We start from the raw sequence: 18,834 nt of genomic DNA on the forward strand, positions 1-18,834 counted from the left end.
CCGGAAATGATGCCCTTGTCGTTCACGTGCACGAGCGGGCGTATCTGCGGATCGCAGCCGGGCGCATCGAGGTAAAGCTGCTGCATGTAACCGGCAAGTGCCGACGGCGGCGTGCTCTGGTCGTTGCGGAACACCCGCTGGAACATGCCTGCGATCGCTGGGATGTCCGCGCGTTCAAGCGAACGGATTTCGCTCATTTGGGTAAGCTTCCGTCCCGGTCGTCGATTTTCCTGACGATTGCGACGCGCGGCTTGCCGTCGCGGTCGGTTGCGAACGTCACAGGCTCATAGGTCTTGATGCGCGATAGGAGGGCGGCCGCCTGTCGATCCTGGCCCTCGCCAAACTCGAAGAGCAGCCAGCCACCCGGCTTCAGAAAGGCCACGGCGTCGCGGATCAGGCGCTGGTGAATGGATATGCCGTAGGGGCCGCCATCAAAGGCTTCGCGCGGCTCGCTTTCAAGCAGGTGCGCCCGGTCTCCCTCCAGCCGTCCGGTCGAGATGTAAGGCGGATTGCAAACGATCATATCGACCGCGCCTTCGAGATTATCGCCTTCGAAGGCGGCGAAGAGATCCCCCTGCCGGATGGAAACGCGTGCGCCGGTCTCGAGCCGGTCGACGTTGCGGCGCGCCAGCGCAACGGTGCTGTCCGTGAGGTCGGCGCCCCAGACGCGGGCAGACGGGACATCGTTGGCGATACCGAGTGCGAGATTTCCAGAGCCGCAGCACATGTCGATGACGGTCGGTGCCGAAGGGCCATCCGCGAGGATCGACACGGCTTTTCTTCCGAGGAGCTCCGTTTCCTCGCGCGGGACGAGAACGTCGGGTGCCAGTTCAAGCTCCACGCCCATGAAGCGATGCAGACGGATATGATTGTCGTTGTGCGGCACGGTCACCCCCTCATGTCCTCGGTCGAATTGTTCCTGGATAAATCTGTAAACGCGCAGTGCTGCAGACTATTGTAATCGGGTAAATGAAGCTCAAATGCAATTGCGGCGCATGTGTTAACCGCGCAATCATCTCTACCTGCTACCTTGCGCAGCGATCAAAGGCGATTGCTCGCTGTCATTGAGTGCGCTTTTGCGCAATGAACGGCTGGTTGGTGTCAAAGGCAGATCGGAATGGCTTCGGAAGGTGTGAAGGAACGCGCGCACAGACCGTTCCTCTCGATGATCATGTCCTATGCTGCATCCGGCGGTAGCCTCGTCATCGGGTCCGCCGCCCAGCTTCTGACGTTTGCTATCCTGGCGCGCTGGCTCGGCGTGCATGAGTTCAGCATTTTCGTCGCAATTACCGCTGTCGCCAACATCGCAGTGCACCTGTGCGGTCTTGGCGCGATGGAGTGCCTGGTGCGCCGCGTGGCGCGCGATCGCAGCATGTACGCGCGCATGCTCGGGCACAATATTCTGCTGACCGCCGTGAGCGGCGTGATCCTGGTTCTGCTTGGCGCTGCCGTCCTGCCATTCTTCTTCACGTTGTCACCGGATCCCGCGACCAATGTCGCGTTGATCACGCTTATGCTCATCACCAACATCGTCTTCGTTCGCATCATCGTGCTGGCGGAGCAGATCTTCCTCGCGCATTCGAATTTTGCCTCGGCAAACAAGGTCGTCGTCGGCTTTGCCGTGGCGCGCACCATTGCTGCCGCGCTCGCCTGTATCGCGTTCGGAGTTGCGACGGTCGCCTCCTGGGCGGTGTGGCAGTTCATCTGTCATGTGCTCGTGGCTGTCGGTTGCTTACGTGCCGTCAAGGTGCTGGGGCGTCCGACCTATGGCATCGTCCGTGAAGAGCTGCCGCTGGGGCTCTATTTCAGCATCCCGTTCATCCTGCGTGCCGTCAGGCAGAATGCTGACCTCTTGGTTTTGAGCCTGGTGGCGACTGCCGAGGTCATGTCGAGCTACAGTGTCGCGCGGCGTATGCTGGAGAGCAGCTATCTGTCGGTCGAAGCGCTGAACCGGTTGATCTATCCCGGCTCCGCGAAAGCGACTGCAACCGGGCTGCACCATGCGTTCGAACGTGTGCGCAAGGTGCTAATTGCCGCCACGTTGATCAGTATCGCCGCCGCTATTGCGGTCTTTGTACTCGCGCCAGTCCTGCCTTATCTTTTCGGCAAGGATTACGTGTCGCTCGTTTCCTTCGTCCGCATCCTCTGCTGGGTCGTGGTGCCGCTTGCCATGTGGACGGTTGCAATGGAGGCGCTCGGCGCATCGGGTCACCATCCGGCGCGCGCCTCGGTCATGGGCCTCGGCAGCGTGCTCGGCGCCGCGCTTACGGCCTGGGCCACCTGGTATGCGCCGCCGACCGGAACGTTCGTCTCCTTCTATGTCATCGAAATTGCGATGGTCTTCGTGTCCTGGACCGTCTTCTTGCGCTTCGTGCGGAATGATCGGGAGCAGGCCGCTGGCGGCGCGTCTCTGGCGACGAGGATGGCCCATGAAGCTTGAGGCCGAAAACATCCAGGCAGCAAGGCCGCTCGGCCGGGAAGTGCCGCGCCTGGGCAACGTCCGGGCCATGGAGCCGCGGGATATTCCCGTCGTCAGCAGCATGTTCACCCGGATCTTTCGCAAGCGCCAACCGGCGGCGAGCGAAGAGCTTCAGCGGTATCTCGAGACCACCTTCTTCGGCAGCCCGCTTTATTCCCCGGAAAACGGTAGCATCGTCTATGACGATGGGACCGGCGGCATCGGCAGCGCCATACTGGCGCTGCCGATGGAGTTCACGGTCAATGGCCGACATACGGTAGCGAAACTGCTTTGCGCCTTCATGTCCGAAGGCAAGGCCGGTGCAGTCGGCGCAGCCTGCCTTGCCCGCGCCATGCGCGCCGCCAAACAGGATATGTGCTTCTCGGACAATTCGTCGCCGGTCAGTGCGGACCACTGGGTGGCAGGCGGGGGCGTCGTACTTCCGATACAGAGCCTCGATTGGCGCCGTTCCTTTCGGCCGCTCAAAGCCTGGGCTCTGACGATTGGCCGACAGGCGCCGCTCCTTCGATCGCGCGTTGTCATCGGCCCACTCACGGTCGCCGATCGAATTTTGCGCCGCCGTCGCCCCAGGACGAAGCCGGATGCCGCAGCCGGTTGCACAACGCGTGCCATCGACCTCGCGGCTTTTGTCGAGTGCGCCGAGCCGATGCTTAAGCGCTTTGCGGTCAGACCCGTCTGGTCCCGCAGTGAATTCGACTGGCTGACGGCCGTCGCCGGTTTGAACAACACGCTGGGTGAACTCCTGAGCCGGGAGATCGTGGATGAGCGCGGGCGCGTGATCGGCGCCTATCTCTATTTCGGCAAGGCCGGTGAGACGGCGACGGTGCTCAACATCGTCTGCGAGGCCGGCCGTGAGTTCGACGTCACCGCGCAAATGTTCCATTCGCTTGATGCGGAGGGCTACGCGCTTGCCACCGGCAGCGCGCAGCCTTTCCTGATGAACGCGATCTCTCGCCAGAGATGGCTCTCCTTCCATCATCGCGGCTACTTCTGCATGGTGACCCGGCACGCGGATCTCAAGGATGCCGCCCAGCGCAACGATATCTATGTCGGCGGACTGGCGTCCGAGAGCTGGAGCCGGTTGCTGACCGACTTCTGACGCCGTGCGTTAAGTGGCAATCCCTGCCGTTTAACGGAATATTCACCCTAGAACCTTAATTCTGCGATAGAAGGCGGCTCGCGGGGTCACGATCTTCGCGTCTTGATGGGCGTGCGTGAGGGATGCTTATGTACAGGCCGGACGAGGCCGAAAAACGGGGGCCCAGCCAGCCGGCGCACGATCAGCGTGCACCGGCCGCGAGAGGGTCGTTGCTCGATCTGCTGTCGTCTGACTTGCCGGAAGCGGAGCAGGTGGCCGAGAAGCTCGCAAATTCGCGGTTGCAACCCGACGAGCCCTCGGAAGTCCCAAGGCGCCAGGTCAAGGCGGCTGTGTCACCCCCACCGGTGCGTCGCGACAGGTATCTCCCCGGATTGAACGACCTCGGCAACGTCGGCGTCGATGATATCATCGGCTGGCTGCGCGACGGGCTCCTCTGGGTCGTCGTCGCAGTGATGCTCTGTGTGGCCGCCGCGCTTGCCTATGCGATGACGGCGACGCCGCGCTACAATGTCTACACCGACATCGTTGTCGACCCCTCCAACCTGAATGTCGTCAGCGACGACGTTTTCACCTCCAACCCGCAGCGCGATGCGCAGTTGCTGGAAGTCGAAAGCAAGCTTCGCATTCTCACATCGCGCAACGTGCTGTCGCGCGTGATCGACCAGTTGCGCCTTGCCGAGGATCCGGAGTTCGTGAAGCCCTCGGCCTTCGATTCACTGAAGAGCCTCTTTTCGACGAAGGCGGAGCAGCAGGCAGGAAATGCGCTTGCCGCGATGCGGGCGCTGTCGGAGCGCGTCGAAGCCCGGCGCGAGGAGCGTTCCTTCGTCGTGGTGATGAAGGTGTGGAGCGAAGAGGCGGCGAAGGCGGTGACGCTGTCCAACGCGATCGTCGCGGCCTTTGAGCAGGAGCTGTTTCAATCTGCCGCCGAGAGCGCTGGCCGTGTTGCCCAGAACCTCAATGCGCGCCTCGACGAATTGCGCCACAATGTCACCGAGGCTGAACGCGCCGTCGAGGATTTCCGCCGCAAGAATGGTCTGCAGTCGACCAACGACGGCCAGCTCGTCAGCAATCAGCTTTCGAACGAACTCAATACCCAGGTTCTCGACGCCCAGCAGCGCTTCATCCAGGCGGATACGCGCTACCGGCAGATGAACGATGCCATCGCTCAGGGCCGAACCGCGAGCGCCTCGGAGTTCGAATCCGTCAACATGACGAACCTGCGCGAGCAATATAACGTGCTGCAACAGCAGATCGCCTCGATGCAGCGCACCTATGGTGAGCGCCATCCGCGTCTCGTCAATGCCCGCTCCGAGCGCGCGACGCTGGAAGGGGCAATGACCGACGAAGCGCGCCGGATCCTCGATCGCGCCAAGGCAGATACGGATCGTGAGCAGCAGGCATTTGCCGCCTTGCGGGCCAAGGCGAGCGACGAGAAGTCGAATGTATTTTCCGACAACGAGGCTCAGGTGCAACTTCGGGATCTCGAGAGAGATGCCCGCGCCAAGGCCACCATCTACGAGACCCACCTGGCGCGCGCCCAGCAGATCACCGAGCGCCAGCAGATCGACACGACCAATGTCCGCGTCATCTCGCGCGCTTTGCCGCCGAATGCGCGGAGCTGGCCGCCGCGGACATTGATCCTGCTCGCGGGCGGCGCGATTTTCGGTCTCGCACTTGGTATCGGCCTGGCCCTAACGCTGGGGCTCTGGCGTTTCCTGCGCGGACGCCGGCCCGCAGTGGCCTGAGAGAGGGGACGGCATGACGAGCGCCGTCTATCGTGAGGAGAGCCCGGCGGACCTGCTCCGCATCCGTATAGGAACCGTGCTCTTCATGGCGACGTTCCTGTTTTTCTGGATAACAACCACGCCCTTTATCGATCTAACCGGGGCGGCGGTGTTGGATCCTTCGGCCGGCAATTCCAATCGCTTGAACCAGATCGTATCGCTTGCACTCTTTGCGGGCATGTTCGCCTATGGGCTGGCGCATCCGATGCGGCGCATCATCCTACAGCCGCGGCCATTGTTGGCCGTGCTCTACATCTGGTTCCTGTTCGTCTCGGCCATATCGGCCTATCCGATGTTTGGCATCAAGGGGACCGTGCTCGCCGTCATGGTGACGATCAACGCGAGCATTTACCTGCTGCTGCCGGCTTCGGAGCGACATTTCGCCAAGATGCTCGGTATCGGCACCCTGTTCATGCTGTCGGTCGCCTATTACGGGATTCTCTTCAAGCCGACGCTTGCAATCCACCAGGCCTCCGAACTGCGCGAACCGATGAACGCCGGCCTTTGGCGTGGTCATTTCCCCCACAAGAACAGCGCTGCGGCGGCCATGGTGATTGCCGCCTTCTTTGGCCTTTTCGTCATGAACGTCTGGTCACGACTGGCCGGGCTGGTTATCGTCGTTCTATCGTTCAACTTCCTGCTCCACACGGGCGGCAAGACTTCGACCGCCATGCTGCCGGCGATTGTGCTGCTTGCCTGGGTTTTCGAGCGGTTGCGCTACCTGCGTATCCCGATCGTTATCGGCGGGGTCGGTCTGTTCAATCTCTTCGCCGTCGGCTCCGCGGTGTTCAAGCCACTCAGCGACTTCGTCACCGAGCTTGGCATCGATGCGACCTTTACCAACCGCGCCGATATCTGGCGCTTCGCCTTCACGGCGCTCGCCGAACAACCGATCACCGGCTACGGCTTCAAGGCTTTCTGGCAGACGTCGGAACTGGTCAACAGCGGTGGCTCGATCGAGACCTGGGCTGTGGCGGCCGCAAATGGTCACAACTCCTATCTCGACATCGCCCTAACGACGGGTTTTCCCGGATTGTTGCTGACGGTGATCTGGCTTTTGGTTCTGCCTCTCCGCAACATCGCGCGCCTGGCACCGGCCGTGGAGCATTCGCATCTGACCCGGCTTTACATCCGCGTCTGGCTCTACACGATCTTCAATGCCGGCCTCGAGAGCCTGTTTTTCGAGGGCGGCAACCTCTTATGGTTCACCTTCCTCTTTTCCCTTTACGGCCTGCACCTACAATCGCGCGCGGTTCTTTCGGTGGCCCCGCAGCAGGTTAAATCCGGAGCCGTCTATGCCTGATCTCCTGCAAACCGTCGACGGCCTTGTCGATCGCGTCGCCAACCGGTTGATCTGGCGCTTCGCGGCCAAGCCGCGCGACGTTGTGACCGATGTGCCGCTCGTTTCCTTCACCTTCGATGACGTGCCGGATACTGCGCTTCATAATGGGGCTGCGATCCTCGAACGCCACGGTGCACGGGGGACATTCTACATCGCTGGCGGATTGGCCGATCGCGTCGAGGTTGATCGCACTCTGATCTCAGCGGAGGGATGCGCCGATCTGGCCGACCGCGGCCACGAAGTCGGCTGCCATACCTTTTCACATAGCAAGATCAGGCGCCTGGGTGCTGCTGGTCTTGCTCGGGATCTCGACCGCAATGCCGATTATCTGAAGCGCAGCGGTGTCGGGTCGGTAGCGACGAATTTCGCCTTTCCCTACAATGCCGCCTGGCCGCTGTCGCGCCGGGAACTGGGGCGGCGTTACCGCACCTGCCGCGCCGCTGGCGAAAGCATCAATCGCACCACCGTCGACCCGTTGATGCTCAAGGCAGTGGAGATCCGTCAGCCGGAAGCGGATGCGCGCGCACTGAGTGGTTGGATCGACGATGTGGTCGCCCGCCCCGGCTGGCTCGTGTTTTTTACCCACGACATCGCCGCGCGTCCGACGCCCTATGGCTGCACGCCGGAGACCTTCGAACGCCTCGTCGAATACGCGGTCGGGAAGGGATGCGTGGTCCTGCCCGTCGAGCGGGTGCTCGACAGGCTTGGCTGGTAGGAGAGCGCCATGTCTGGCCAACGAAACGGCAACAACAGGCTGCTCGCCATCAATAACTACTTCTATCGCCGCGGCGGCGCCGAAGCGGTTTTCTTCGACCATATGAAGATGTTCGGCGACATCGGCTGGGACGTGGTGCCCTTTGCCATGGAGCATGAGGACAATGAGCCTTCGCCATGGTCCGACTATTTCGTCTCCGAGATCGAATACGGCCGGCGCACCAATCTGCTGCGCAAGGTCGTGCAGGCGGCGAGCGTGATCTATTCGCGCGAGGCGCAGCGCAACATCGACCGGCTGATCCGGAGTGCCCGGCCCTCGATCGCCCATGCGCACAATGTTTACCATCATCTGTCGCCAGCGATCTTCTCGACGCTGAAGCAAGCCGGCATCCCCGTCGTCATGACGGCGCACGATCTGAAGCTTGCCTGTCCCTCCTACAAGATGCTGCGCGAAGGCGCCGTCTGCGAGGACTGTCGCGGCGGGCACGTCTACAACGTGTTGCGCCACCGCTGCATCAAGGGAGAGGTGACGCTGAGCGCGGTGGTGCTTGCGGAAACCCTGGTGCACCGCGCTCTCGGTCTCTACCGCAACCAGGTGGACCGCATCGTCGTGCCAAGCAAGTTCTATGTCGGCAAGCTGGTCGAGTGGGGATGGCCGCGTGAGCGCATGGTCCACATTCCGAACTTCGTCGACGTCGAGGACTATTCCGACCAATGGACAGAGGGCGACTATTTCGTCTTCGCCGGACGTCTGGCGCCGGAGAAGGGGTTGGAGACGTTGATACGAGCGGCGGCATCGTCGCGCCAGCGCCTGGTGATTGCCGGAACCGGGCCCGAGGAAGCGATGCTTCGCGCGCTCGTCGAGCAGACGGGGGCCGATGTCACATTCGCCGGTTATCTCTCGGGTCAGGCCCTGCACCGTCTGATTGGGGAAGCACGCGCCCTGGTCCTGCCGTCTGAATGGTACGAGAACGCACCGATCAGCGTGCTTGAAGCCTATGCGTTGGGACGACCCGTCATCGGCGCATCGATCGGCGGTATTCCCGAAATGATCCGGGAAGGTGAGACCGGGATGACGGCAAAACCCGGTGATGCTGACGATCTCGCGCGCGCACTGACGGGGATGGCGGCGCTGCCTTCCTCCGAACGTGCGGCCAGGGGGGCATCGGGCCGGCGCTGGGTCGCCAGTGAATTCTCGGCTGCCGCCTATCGCGACAGAACCCTGGACCTCTATGCATCGCTCGGGGCGGGGGAGGGCCGGCGCCGTTAACCGTCGCGCGCAATTTGTAGTAAAGTGGGCTCGCCGTACGGTTTCTGGTCAGTTATATAAGTGGTCAATGAAATATTTACTTGGTTGATAAGTATTTTGCCGTGAAATGCGGTACGGACAACTTTCGAGGCGACGCATGAGCAGTAACTCTGATGTCTCGCGAAGTCACCGCCAGCAGCCGGTGATTGCACAGGAGATGGCACAATCCGGGCTGTCCGAGGGACGGGCGCAGATGCCCCGGCGCGGCGCGGCTCTGTCTGGGAGGCAGCGGGCTGCGGCCGTCCAGAGTGGCGCTGTTGCCGCCAGAGGCGAGCGCAAGCGCGTGATGATGCTGGGCTTGCGCGGTATTCCGAACGTCCAAGGCGGTGTCGAGAAACACGTTGAAATGCTCGCCAGCAAACTCCTGGGCTACGGCTGGGATGTCGAGGTCGTCGGGCGTCGGCGCTATCTTCAGGAAAGCGACTGCTACGCCTGGAACGGGGTCGAGGTCATCCCTCTCTGGTCGCCGCGCCGCATGGCGCTGGAGGCGCTGGTTCACACGTTCCTCGGCGTATGTCTTGCCGCCTGGCGGCGGCCGGACGTATTGCATATCCACGCCATCGGCCCGGCATTGATGACGCCGCTTGCACGCGTTTTCGGACTGAAGGTTGTCGTCACCCATCATGGCTACGACTACGACCGGCAGAAGTGGGGCGCCTTTGCCAGGCGCACGCTCAAGCTCGGCGAGTTCTTCGGCATGCGGTTCTCGAACGGGCGCGTGGCGATATCGCAGGATATCGTCCAAACCATGCGCGCGCGCCACCATGTGTCGATGACGCTGGTCCCAAATGGTGTCGCGATTACGCTGCCCTCCGGCAACGCCGGTATCCTGCGTGAATTTGGCCTGGCGCCGCGACGCTACATCCTGCTCGCCGCACGATTGGTTCCGGAGAAGCGGCAGCTCGATCTCATCAGGGCCTTCGCGAAATGTAGGCTGACGGATGTCCGGCTCGTCATCGTCGGCGACGCGGAGTTCGAGACGCCCTATGTCCGAGAGATGAGAACCCTCGCCTCCGAGGTGCCGGGGGTGGTGCTTACCGGATTCCAGTCCGGCGATAGACTGGCAGAACTCTTCGCCAATGCCGCCCTGTTCGTGCTGCCTTCAAGCCATGAGGGCATGCCGATCGCGCTGCTGGAGGCGATGGCCTACGGCCTGCCCTTGCTGGCAAGCGATATCATTCCCAACCGGGAACTGGACCTTGCGCCCGACGAGTACTTTCCGCTGGGCGATATCGATGCGCTTGCAGCCGGCATCACCGCAAAGCTTGCTGCGCCACTCAGCGATGACGACGTGCGGGAGCGCGCGGCCCACGCGGAAGCTACCTACAGTTGGACAAACGTGGCGCAAAAGACTGCTTCGGTGTATAGCGCATTGCTGGCGAAATAGGCCGACGTTCGCGTCTGCCCGTGTCTTCGCCAATCAAGTACGACAGCGCGCCTTGCACGTTTGGATGGGCAGGCGGTCGCTGTCGTGGTCCGTTCGACGATTGCCGTGCCTTGCACGCCGCCTGGAAGACAAGCTGACAATGAACCTCAAACGCGCCGCCGGCCTTTTCGCATGGCTCCTTTTTGCCGTGATCGCCTATTCGACGATGTCTCCCCTCGAATTGCGTCCCCGCATCGGGCATCTCGTCCATCTCGAGCGGTTCGGCGCTTTCGGCCTGCTGGGGCTGCTGTTCGCGATCGCCTATCCGAAGCACCTCGTGCGTGTCTTGGTTCTCGTGCTTGCCGCCGCGATCGGCTTCGAACTTTTGCAGATGATTTCGGCGGATCGCCATGCGCGGGCGGCGGATGTCTCCGTCAAGCTTCTCGGTGGTGCCTGCGGCGTCTTCGGCGGCTGGTTCCTCTTTCGCTATCGGTTGCCATTTCTGCGCTTGCTGGGGCGGTAAACCAAAACGCAAAATATCGCGGGTAAGATCGCCGGCGACTTAGGCGCGGTTGTCGACGCGCTGCTGATATGGGGGGAATGCGTGGCAGTATCCGTCATCATCAAGACGCTGAACGAAGAAAAGCGCATCGCCGCGAACATCGAGAGTGCGCTTGTCGCGCTCAAGACGGTCGGCGGTGAGGTCATCGTCGCCGATAGCGGTTCCTCCGATAGAACCATAGAGATTGCCTCCCTCTATCCGGTCGTCATCGCCCAGATCAGCCCGCCGGCGCTTCCAAGTTGCGGGATCGGTCCGCAGCTCGGTTTCCAGTATTCCCGCCACGACCACGTCTGCCTGCTCGATGGCGACATGCTTCTGGACAGCGATTTCCTTGAGGTTGCCGAGGCGTTCCTGGCCGACAATCCTAAGGTCGGCGGCGTCACCGGTCATGTGCAGGAGATGCTGACCTCCAACCTCGAATTCGCCCGGCGGGTCACGCGCAATGCGCCGGAGAACCGCATCGGCGCAATCGACCGCATGAACGGCGGCGGCCTGTATCGCCGCTCGGCGATCCAGGCGGTCGGTTATCTCTCCGATCGCAATCTCCATGGCTACGAGGAGTTCGACCTCGGTATCCGGCTGCGCAGTGCCGGCTGGAAGCTGCATCGTCTCGACCGTCGCTTCGTCCAGCATTTTGGCCACACGGACAATTCCTACCGGCTGCTCGTCCGCCGTTGGAAGAGCAAATATCTGTTCGGCATTGGCGAGCTGCTGCGCGCATCGCTTGGCCGGCCCTATTTCCTGCAGCTCATCAGGGAGCTGCCGGAGCTCAAGCTCTGGGCGCTGGTCTATCTCTGGTGGGCGGTTTCGCTCGGCATGCTGCTTTTCATGCCCAACAGGGCGCTCGCGCTCGGCGTGGTCCTTGCGATCCTCGCCGGCGTCGTCGGGCTCATGAGCCTGCGCAAGGGAGGCATCAGCATGGGGCTCTACACCGTCGTCGCCTGGTTCTTCCATGCGGCCGCCCTGCCGGTCGGCTTCTTCCGGGCGCGCCGGAAGCCCGATGCGCCGATCGAGAGCAAGCTGCTCGGAGCCCCGGCGTGATGGGGCGTCGGCTGTTCGCTGTTGCGGCAATGCTTCTCGCATTCGGTTCGCCCATGCGCGCATCCGATCAGTGGCTTCCGGTGCGCGAAGTCTCGCTCGAACTGCGGACAGGCAGTCCGCTCGACTTCTCGTCTTTCCTGCCGAACGGGACGATCGATGCGGATCGTCGCATGGTCGCAGGCGCCAATGGCCGGCTCGCGTTCGCGAGCTCACCCGAAAAACCTGAAAGGATGCTCTGCGCTTCGCTTGCCTGGAGCCCGGCTTCTGGAGGATTCCCCGATCACGAAACGGCCGACCGCTACGCCCGGCAGTTGGCGATGCATGGCTACAATCTCTCTCGACTGCATTTCGTCGATGCAAGCCTGATGTTCGGCCGTGACCGGGATTTCGACTACGACCCCGAGACACTTGACCGCATTCACTATCTGCTGGCGGCGCTGAAGCGCAACGGCATCTACTGGATGATTGACGGCCTCTCGTCGCCGCGCGGCGTCTATGGCGGCTTTGACGACCGTTGGGACAATGGAGGAAACCTCAAGCTCGACCTGTTTGTGGATGACCGGGCGTTCGAGCACTGGAAGCGCATGCAGGAAACGATCCTTGCGCGCGTGAACCCCTATACGGGCGTCGCGCCCATCCGCGACGATGCCCTGGCTGTCGTCATTCTCGCCAACGAGAACGGGATGGAGTTCGACACTGTCGTGCACGATCGGCCGGGAAAAGCGCCTTACGATCCGTTGCTCGCCAAGCCGTTCAACAACTGGCTGGCGAAACGCTATGGTTCCACCGAAGCTTTGGCCAAGGCTTGGCCCGATCTTCGCTCCGATGAGATGATCGAGGCGAGATCGGTCGAGCTTCCCGCAGACCGCTACGGCGACAGCGCGCGTCTGCGGGAACTGCAGGCTTTCTTCATCGAGACGGAACGGGCCACAACTGCACGTATGAGCGAGGTGCTGCGCGGGCTTGGCTACCGCGGCCTGATCAGCAACTACAACAATTGGCCGACGGTCCAGGCGTCGCTCAGCCGACGCGACCTCGAAGCCGTGACCATGAATACCTATCACGACTGGGTCAGCGGCTACGCGCCGGGCAGCAAAACCACCCAGGCGAGCTCGATTGCCGACGGGGTGAACTATATCCGGATGATCGCCGCAGCGCGCTGGCTCGGCAGGCCCTTCGTGGTCAGCGAGTACGATCATCTCTTCTGGAACCGCTACCGCTACGAGGCGGGGCTGGCGATGCCGGCCTATGCGGCACTGCAAGGTTGGGACGCGCTTTGCCGCCATGGTCACGGCCCGATCGTTCTTACCTATGGCGAGCCCTTCGCACACAAGAAGGCAATGCTTCCCTATGCGATCGCGCTCGATCCTGTTGCGCGAGCCGGCGAGACGCTGGCAGCGCTGCTTTACCGCCGCGGGGACGTTGCGACATCGGACGTAACCGTTCCGTTTGCCGTGCGTGGTGAAGAGGATCTCTCCGACGACATGCAGGCGCGGGAACCGGAGCATCTGACGGATCTTGCACTCATCGGGCGGATTGGACTTGAGGATGGAAAGGATCTCGGCAAAACACCGGCCGTACTGCAACCACGCCAGCAAAGCAGCGAAGCGCTCCTCGAAAGCCTGCGCCAAGGCGGCGCGCTTCCGCGGGACAATGGCACGAATATCGATGCCGGCATCTATCAGAGCAGCACAGGCGAGATCGTGCTGAACCGCTTTGCCGGGCAATTGCGCGTTGCAACGACCGCAACCGAAGCCGCAGCCTTCTCGTCGTTGCGGGCGCCTATCGATCTCGGCGTCCTGCGCATCGAAGGGGCCGATGGCAATGGGCTCGTCGCCGTCTCGGCGCTCGATGGCGAAGCATCTCTGAGCAAGAGCCGCCGCTTCCTCTTGATCTTTGCGACCGATGCGCAGAACACCGGCATGACATTTCGCGACACCGAAGAGAAGGTGATCGAGGATTTCGGGCGTTTGCCTGTCCTGATCCGGGAAGGCTATGTGGACATTTCGATGGATCGAAGCGTTCCGAGCTGGAGCGTTTCGCCTGTTGGTCTCGATGGGACTGCGCATGCGCCCGTCTTGAAGGGGAAGGGCGCGGTGGCCTTCCGTCTCTCAAACGACGTTCCCTCCGGTCCGACGACCTATTTCCTTCTCGAGCTGCAATAGAAATCGTCTGTCGCCAGTGGATCAATGAATGGCCACGATGTCAGCTTATTCTCCGCCGCTTTCAAGCACAGGAGGATACGATGAGAATATCGGAAGCCATGCATCCCGGCGCTCGCTGGATCTCTCCCGAAACAGATATCAAGACGATCGCGCGCATCATGCGGGATGAGGACATCGGCGCCTTGCCCGTCGGCGAAAACGACCGCCTGATCGGCATGGTCACGGATCGCGACATCGCCTTGCGTGCCTTTGCCAATGGGCGCGATCCCGCTTCGATGACGGCACGCGACTTGATGACCAGGGATATTGTTTACTGCCGCACCGGTGAGACGATCGAACACGCCGTCCACCTGATGGAAGCGAAACAGGTCCGGCGTCTGCCTGTAATCGACGAGGACAAGCGCATGGTCGGCATGCTGTCACTGGGCGACATATCCCATGCCAGCAGCAGGCAGTTGTCGGGTGAACTCGCGCGGGCGGTCACCGCCCATCACCTCTGAGCTCCAACTGTTACAATTGCGGCGCCGTGAAAGGCGCCGCAAACGGTCTCGATGGATCGATGCGAGGTGGATCAGAACCGGTAGCTGATACCGGTGCCGATCAGCCACGGGTCGAGCTTGACCTTGCCGCTGACCGCGCCGGCGCCAGGCAGCGTTGCGTTGACCTCAGGCTCAAGGAACAACTTCTTGACGTCGAAGTTCAGACCCCAATGGTCGTCGAGCTTGATGTCGACGCCCGCCTGCAGCGCCACGCCGAAGGTGTTCTTCATGTTGAAGCTCGAGAAATCACCGCGGGGCTTCTCGTTGTAGAACACCGTGTAGTTCACGCCGGCGCCGACATAGGGCTTGATCTCGTCGGTGACATTGAAGTGGTACTGCAATGTCAGCGTCGGCGGCAGAAGCCATGCCTTACCGATTTCGCCGAGGCCGGCGATCGAGCCGCTGCCGCGCGCCGTGTGCGGCGTCGTGCCGAGGACCAGTTCAGCCGCGATGTTGTCGGTGAAGAAGTAGGTGATGTCCAGTTCCGGCACGACGGAATTGCTGACGCCGACCTTTTCGCCGTCAAGTGCTGCGCCGTTCAGGGAGAGCGAGGCTTTGTCGTCGGGCAGGACGGCCAGCGCGCGGGCACGGATCATCCATGGGCCGGGCTCGCTGGCGAGGGGCATTTCCGGTGCCGCGACCGCGCTCGGCTCGGAGAGATCTGCCGCCGTCGCGATCGCGAGCGGCGCCGCGAGTACGGCAAAGAAGACGGCAGATGGCAAGATGGCGCGAGTAGGCATGATTTCCGGACCCCCAGAAGAAATTGAACATCGCCGGTCAGGGCGTTCGGCCACAGGGTATCTGCGGCCGGCGGCACTATGCTCAAGATGTGCGTCTCAGGGGTTGTCCTGGATCAATGCGGCCACGAATCACCAAGTCCTTGGGGATAAAGGCGGATTCGTCTGAACCCACGAACTTCGTTCAATCCCTTGTCAGGCCGGCATGCGCGGAATGCTGGCAAGCAGCCGCTGCGTATAGGGGTGCTTGGGTGCAGCCAAAATGTCGCGGGTCTTGCCGCTTTCGACCACTTTGCCGCGCTCCAGGATGACCATTTCCTCACAAAGTGCTGCGACGACGCCGAGATCGTGGGAGACGAACACCAGCGTCAGCTTTTCCGAAAGCGTCTTAAAGAGCTCGACGATGCGGATGCGGGTCGAAAGATCGAGCGCACTGACCGCTTCGTCGGCGAGCACGATCTGCGGACGGGCGACGATCGCACGGGCAATAGCGATGCGCTGGCGCTGGCCGCCCGAGAATTCGTGCGGATAGCGGCGCATCGCGTCAAGCGGCAGGCCTACCGCTTCGAGCGCTTCGGCGACCGTCTGCGTGCGATCGCCCGGGATCCGCAACGACCTGAGCGGCTCGCCGATGATGTCGATCACCCGCTGGCGCGGGTCGAGGGACGAATAGGGATCCTGGAAGACCGGCTGCACCGCGCGTCGATAGCGCTGCATGAAGGCACTGTTGCCAGTATCGAGGCTCTCCTCGCCGAAGCGGATGATGCCGCTGGTCGGGCGAATGAGCCCGAGCATCAGCCGCAGAAGCGTCGTCTTGCCGGAGCCGGATTCGCCGACGAGGCCGACGCTGACACCGGCGCGGACAGACAGCGAGACGTCGTTGAGCGTGGTCTGCTCCCGGGAATAGCCGAAGCTGACGTTTTGAAGATCGAGCATCATGATCCGGTTGCCCCGAGCGCTTCGTCGAACAGGCGGGCGGCCTCAACTAGGGTTTTGGTGTAGTCGTCTTGCGGGTTGCCGAAGACCGTCTTGACGGGCCCTTCCTCGACAGCAACGCCGTTCTTCAGCACGATCACGCGTTCCACCACCTGGGCAACGACGGGCAGGTCGTGGCTGATGAACAAAAGCGCCATGCCGGTCTCGCGCACCAACTGGTCCAGTAGCTTGAGGATTTCTGCCTGCGTCGTGACGTCGAGCGCGGTCGTCGGCTCGTCGGCAATCAAGAGCTTCGGGCGGCAGGCGAGCGCCATGGCGATGGCGACGCGCTGGCGCTGGCCGCCCGACACTTCGTGCGGATAGGAGTTGATGATGCGTTCCGGCTGCGGCAGCGTCACCTTGTCGATGAGGTCGCGGACTTCACGGCTGACGGCATCCTTCGATGCCTTGCCGCTCTCCAGCTCCAGTCGGCGGCGAACCGGTTCGGCGATCTGCCGGCCGATCTTCATCAGCGGGTCGAGTGCTGTCAGCGGCTCCTGAAAGACGACGGCGGCGGCAGCGCCGCGCAGACGGTTCATGACCCTGTCGGTGGCGCCGACCACCTGCTGGCTGTCAAGCTCGATCGAGCCGGTGACGCTGATCGACGGGGGCAGCAGGCCGGTCGCTGCCATGGCGGTCATCGACTTGCCGGAACCGGACTCGCCGATCAGGCCGATGCGCTCGCCGGATCGGATCGAGAAGGAGAGATCGGATACCAGCGGCTTGTCGCCGGTGCGAATGTTGAGGCCCTGGATGTTGAGAAGCGCTGTCATCGCGATCTCGCGCGTGTCGGATCGGCGATGTCGCGCAGGCCGTCGGCGAGAAGGTTCATGCCGATGACAAGGGCGACCAGTGCGATGCCGGGAGCGATCGCGCCGATCGGCGCCGTATAGACGGTCCCCTGCGCTTCCTGCAGCAGCCGTCCCCAGGAAGCGTTTGGCGGCGGTGCGCCGAGGCCGAGATAGGAGAGCGACGCCTCGGCGATGACGGCAAGGCCGAACTGCAAAGCGAAATTGACCGAGAGCGTCGGCCAGATATTGGGAAGCACGTGGCGAAGGACGACGCCCGCCCAAGAGGTTCCCGATGTTCGCGAGGCGACGATATAGTCCTGGCGAAGTACCCGTTTGGCAAGGATGCGGGTCAGCCGCGCAACGATGGCGGAGATTGCAAGCCCGAGCGCCAGGATCGCCGTCCAGAGGCTGGCGCTGTCGCTTGCCGCGACCACCAGCATTGCTAGAAGCAGGGTCGGGAAGGCGATCAGGATATCGAGCGTCGCGGCCATCACGTCGTCGGCAAGGCGTGTTGCAAAAGCGGCGAGAACGCCGAGACTGACGCCGATCGTCGCGCCGATCGCCACCGCACCGGTGCCGACGAGCAGCGCGGTGCGCGCGCCGATCATCAGTTGCGTGAGCAGGTCACGCCCCAGCCGGTCGGTCCCGAGCCAATGTAGGAGCGATGGCGCTTCCAGCCGGCCGCCGGAGGCATTCAAAGGATCGTACGGCGTCCAGAACAGCGTGAGCAGGGCGACGAGCAGATTGATGCCGACGAGTGCGAGCCCGACGGTGAGTGCCAGCGAGTGTCGACGCTTCCGCGTGGAAACGGATGCTTCGACCGGGCTCATGCACTGCCTCCGACGGCGCGTTCGCGCAGGCGCGGATCGATCAGCCGCTGGGTAAGATCGGCGGCAAAGCCGATCAGCAGCACCAGCAGCGTCGAGATGAACAGCACGCCCTGGACGTTGGGATAGTCACGCTGCTCGATCGCGAGCAGCAGCATCGAACCGAGACCCGGCAGCGCGAAGACACGCTCGATGACGACGGCGCCGAGCAGGGTCGTCGCAAGCTCGATGCCGAGAATGGAGACGATCGGCACGGCGCCGTTGCGGATGCCGTGGCGGATGAGGGCTTCCGGAAAACTGGCGCCAAGGGCGCGCGCGGTGCGCAGGTAATCGCTGCCGAGAACATCCTGTGTCGCCGAACGCACGTAGCGCAGCAGCGATGCGCCCATGACGAGCCCGATCGTCAGAACAGGGAGTGCCAGCGCATAGAGCACCTGTCCCTCATTCTGCCAGCCGCGGCGGGGGAAGCCACCGGAGGGAAACAGGCGGAAGGTGACGGCAAAGATAGTGACGAGCAGGATGCCGACCCAGAAGACCGGAATGGCGATGCCGAACTGCGAGACCGTCGAGATCAATCCGCCATACCAGCGGTCGGCCTTGACGGCGGAGAGGATGCCGAGCGGCACGGCAATCAGAATGGAAAGCAGGAAGCCCATCAGCGCCAGCGGTACGGTGACCGTCAGCCGCGCGGCGATCTCCTCGATCACGGGCTTGCCACTGACGAAGGACGTGCCGAGATCGAAGCGGGCGAGGCTGCCGGCAAAACGAAGGAACTGCTGCCAGAGCGGCAGGTTCGAACCGACCTGTTCGCGGGCCTTTTCGATCTGCGCGGCATCGGCGCCGACGGACAGAAGCGCATTGGCCGGGTCGCCCGGGAGCAGGCGCAACAGCACGAACAGCACCACCGCCGCGATCAGCAGCGACAGGATGAGGATGGCCAAACGGCGGACGAGATAGGTGAGAATGGTTGCATTCCTTTCTTCTCACGGGGTGCCGTGATCAGAGAAGTTGGCTTTTGCATCAAAACAGAGAGGGAGGCTAGAGCGAAGGCCTTACTTTAGCGGGACCTGTGCGTGGCCTGGCCGAAACGGCGCGGACAGAGCC

17 protein-coding genes and 1 pseudogene are annotated in these 18,834 nt (G+C 62.6%); 11 read left to right on the forward strand and 7 right to left on the reverse strand.

The genetic code is table 11. The annotated features are described in order from the left end of the window. Both ACTJKM_RS24925 and ACTJKM_RS24930 read right to left on the reverse strand, forming a co-directional pair. Window positions 1-197 (reverse strand): annotated as a pseudogene (locus ACTJKM_RS24925) (hypothetical protein); the annotation flags it as partial. Then, window positions 194-847 carry a N5-glutamine methyltransferase family protein gene (locus tag ACTJKM_RS24930; RefSeq protein WP_082663677.1) on the reverse strand — a complete coding sequence of 218 codons (654 nt, stop codon included), beginning with the start codon at window positions 845-847 and terminating at the stop codon, window positions 194-196. The gene ACTJKM_RS24930 and the pseudogene ACTJKM_RS24925, both read right to left, overlap by 4 nt. A 270-nt stretch (window positions 848-1,117) precedes the next feature. Here ACTJKM_RS24930 and ACTJKM_RS24935 point away from each other — a divergent pair, with 270 nt between their 5' ends. The 11 genes from ACTJKM_RS24935 to ACTJKM_RS24985 all read left to right on the forward strand — a co-directional run bounded on the left by ACTJKM_RS24935 (window position 1,118) and on the right by ACTJKM_RS24985 (window position 14,361). Continuing rightward, window positions 1,118-2,440 carry a lipopolysaccharide biosynthesis protein gene (locus tag ACTJKM_RS24935; protein WP_113512610.1) on the forward strand — a complete coding sequence of 441 codons (1,323 nt, stop codon included), beginning with the start codon at window positions 1,118-1,120 and terminating at the stop codon, window positions 2,438-2,440. After that, entirely contained in the window at window positions 2,430-3,578 is a 1,149-nt protein-coding gene (locus ACTJKM_RS24940) for a hypothetical protein (RefSeq protein WP_058328898.1), read from the forward strand. Before ACTJKM_RS24935 ends, ACTJKM_RS24940 begins: the two co-directional genes overlap by 11 nt. Window positions 3,579-3,706: 128 nt before the next feature. Further along, the gene (locus ACTJKM_RS24945) at window positions 3,707-5,323 is read left to right on the forward strand and encodes a GumC family protein (RefSeq protein WP_113512606.1); all 1,617 of its coding nucleotides are present in this window, start codon (window positions 3,707-3,709) and stop codon (window positions 5,321-5,323) included. A gap of 13 nt (window positions 5,324-5,336) precedes the next feature. Then, window positions 5,337-6,665, forward strand: coding sequence for an O-antigen ligase family protein (locus ACTJKM_RS24950; RefSeq protein ID WP_113512604.1), 1,329 nt, complete (start codon window positions 5,337-5,339; stop codon window positions 6,663-6,665). After that, entirely contained in the window at window positions 6,658-7,419 is a 762-nt protein-coding gene (locus tag ACTJKM_RS24955; RefSeq protein WP_113512603.1) for a polysaccharide deacetylase family protein, read from the forward strand. The genes ACTJKM_RS24950 and ACTJKM_RS24955 overlap by 8 nt, the downstream gene beginning before the upstream one ends. 9 nt (window positions 7,420-7,428) lie before the next feature. Further along, window positions 7,429-8,688: a glycosyltransferase family 4 protein gene (locus tag ACTJKM_RS24960; protein WP_058328895.1), complete on the forward strand. Its 1,260-nt coding sequence runs from the start codon at window positions 7,429-7,431 to the stop codon at window positions 8,686-8,688. 325 nt (window positions 8,689-9,013) lie between these two features. Beyond that, window positions 9,014-10,114 carry a glycosyltransferase family 4 protein gene (locus ACTJKM_RS24965; RefSeq protein WP_440637736.1) on the forward strand — a complete coding sequence of 367 codons (1,101 nt, stop codon included), beginning with the start codon at window positions 9,014-9,016 and terminating at the stop codon, window positions 10,112-10,114. Window positions 10,115-10,253: 139 nt separating this feature from the next. Further along, on the forward strand, window positions 10,254-10,616 hold the full coding sequence (locus ACTJKM_RS24970; protein ID WP_440661173.1) for a VanZ family protein: 363 nt from the start codon (window positions 10,254-10,256) through the stop codon (window positions 10,614-10,616). Between the two features lie 81 nt (window positions 10,617-10,697). Next, window positions 10,698-11,696, forward strand: a complete 999-nt coding sequence (locus tag ACTJKM_RS24975) for a glycosyltransferase (RefSeq protein ID WP_440661175.1) — start codon at window positions 10,698-10,700, stop codon at window positions 11,694-11,696. Beyond that, complete coding sequence (locus ACTJKM_RS24980; protein ID WP_440637705.1) at window positions 11,696-13,861, forward strand: glycoside hydrolase; 2,166 nt, start codon at window positions 11,696-11,698, stop codon at window positions 13,859-13,861. The genes ACTJKM_RS24975 and ACTJKM_RS24980 overlap by 1 nt, the downstream gene beginning before the upstream one ends. 80 nt (window positions 13,862-13,941) lie before the next feature. After that, on the forward strand, window positions 13,942-14,361 hold the full coding sequence (locus tag ACTJKM_RS24985; RefSeq protein WP_058328891.1) for a CBS domain-containing protein: 420 nt from the start codon (window positions 13,942-13,944) through the stop codon (window positions 14,359-14,361). 71 nt (window positions 14,362-14,432) lie between these two features. Here the strand turns inward: ACTJKM_RS24985 and ACTJKM_RS24990 are convergent, their stop codons facing one another. The 5 genes from ACTJKM_RS24990 to ACTJKM_RS25010 all read right to left on the reverse strand — a co-directional run bounded on the left by ACTJKM_RS24990 (window position 14,433) and on the right by ACTJKM_RS25010 (window position 18,695). Beyond that, a complete protein-coding gene (locus ACTJKM_RS24990) occupies window positions 14,433-15,140 on the reverse strand; it encodes an OmpW/AlkL family protein (RefSeq protein ID WP_113512595.1) in 708 nt (235 codons plus the stop codon). A 192-nt stretch (window positions 15,141-15,332) separates the two neighbouring features. After that, a complete protein-coding gene (locus tag ACTJKM_RS24995) occupies window positions 15,333-16,079 on the reverse strand; it encodes an ABC transporter ATP-binding protein (protein ID WP_058328889.1) in 747 nt (248 codons plus the stop codon). Next, on the reverse strand, window positions 16,073-16,885 hold the full coding sequence (locus ACTJKM_RS25000) for an ATP-binding cassette domain-containing protein (protein WP_440661176.1): 813 nt from the start codon (window positions 16,883-16,885) through the stop codon (window positions 16,073-16,075). The genes ACTJKM_RS24995 and ACTJKM_RS25000 overlap by 7 nt, the downstream gene beginning before the upstream one ends. Beyond that, window positions 16,882-17,733, reverse strand: a complete 852-nt coding sequence (locus ACTJKM_RS25005; RefSeq protein ID WP_440661177.1) for an ABC transporter permease — start codon at window positions 17,731-17,733, stop codon at window positions 16,882-16,884. The genes ACTJKM_RS25000 and ACTJKM_RS25005 overlap by 4 nt, the downstream gene beginning before the upstream one ends. Beyond that, window positions 17,730-18,695, reverse strand: a complete 966-nt coding sequence (locus tag ACTJKM_RS25010; RefSeq protein WP_058328886.1) for an ABC transporter permease — start codon at window positions 18,693-18,695, stop codon at window positions 17,730-17,732. Before ACTJKM_RS25010 ends, ACTJKM_RS25005 begins: the two co-directional genes overlap by 4 nt. Between the last annotated feature and the right edge of the window lie 139 nt (window positions 18,696-18,834).

The organism is Ensifer sp. 22460 (assembly GCF_052044935.1).
GTDB lineage: Bacteria > Pseudomonadota > Alphaproteobacteria > Rhizobiales > Rhizobiaceae > Ensifer.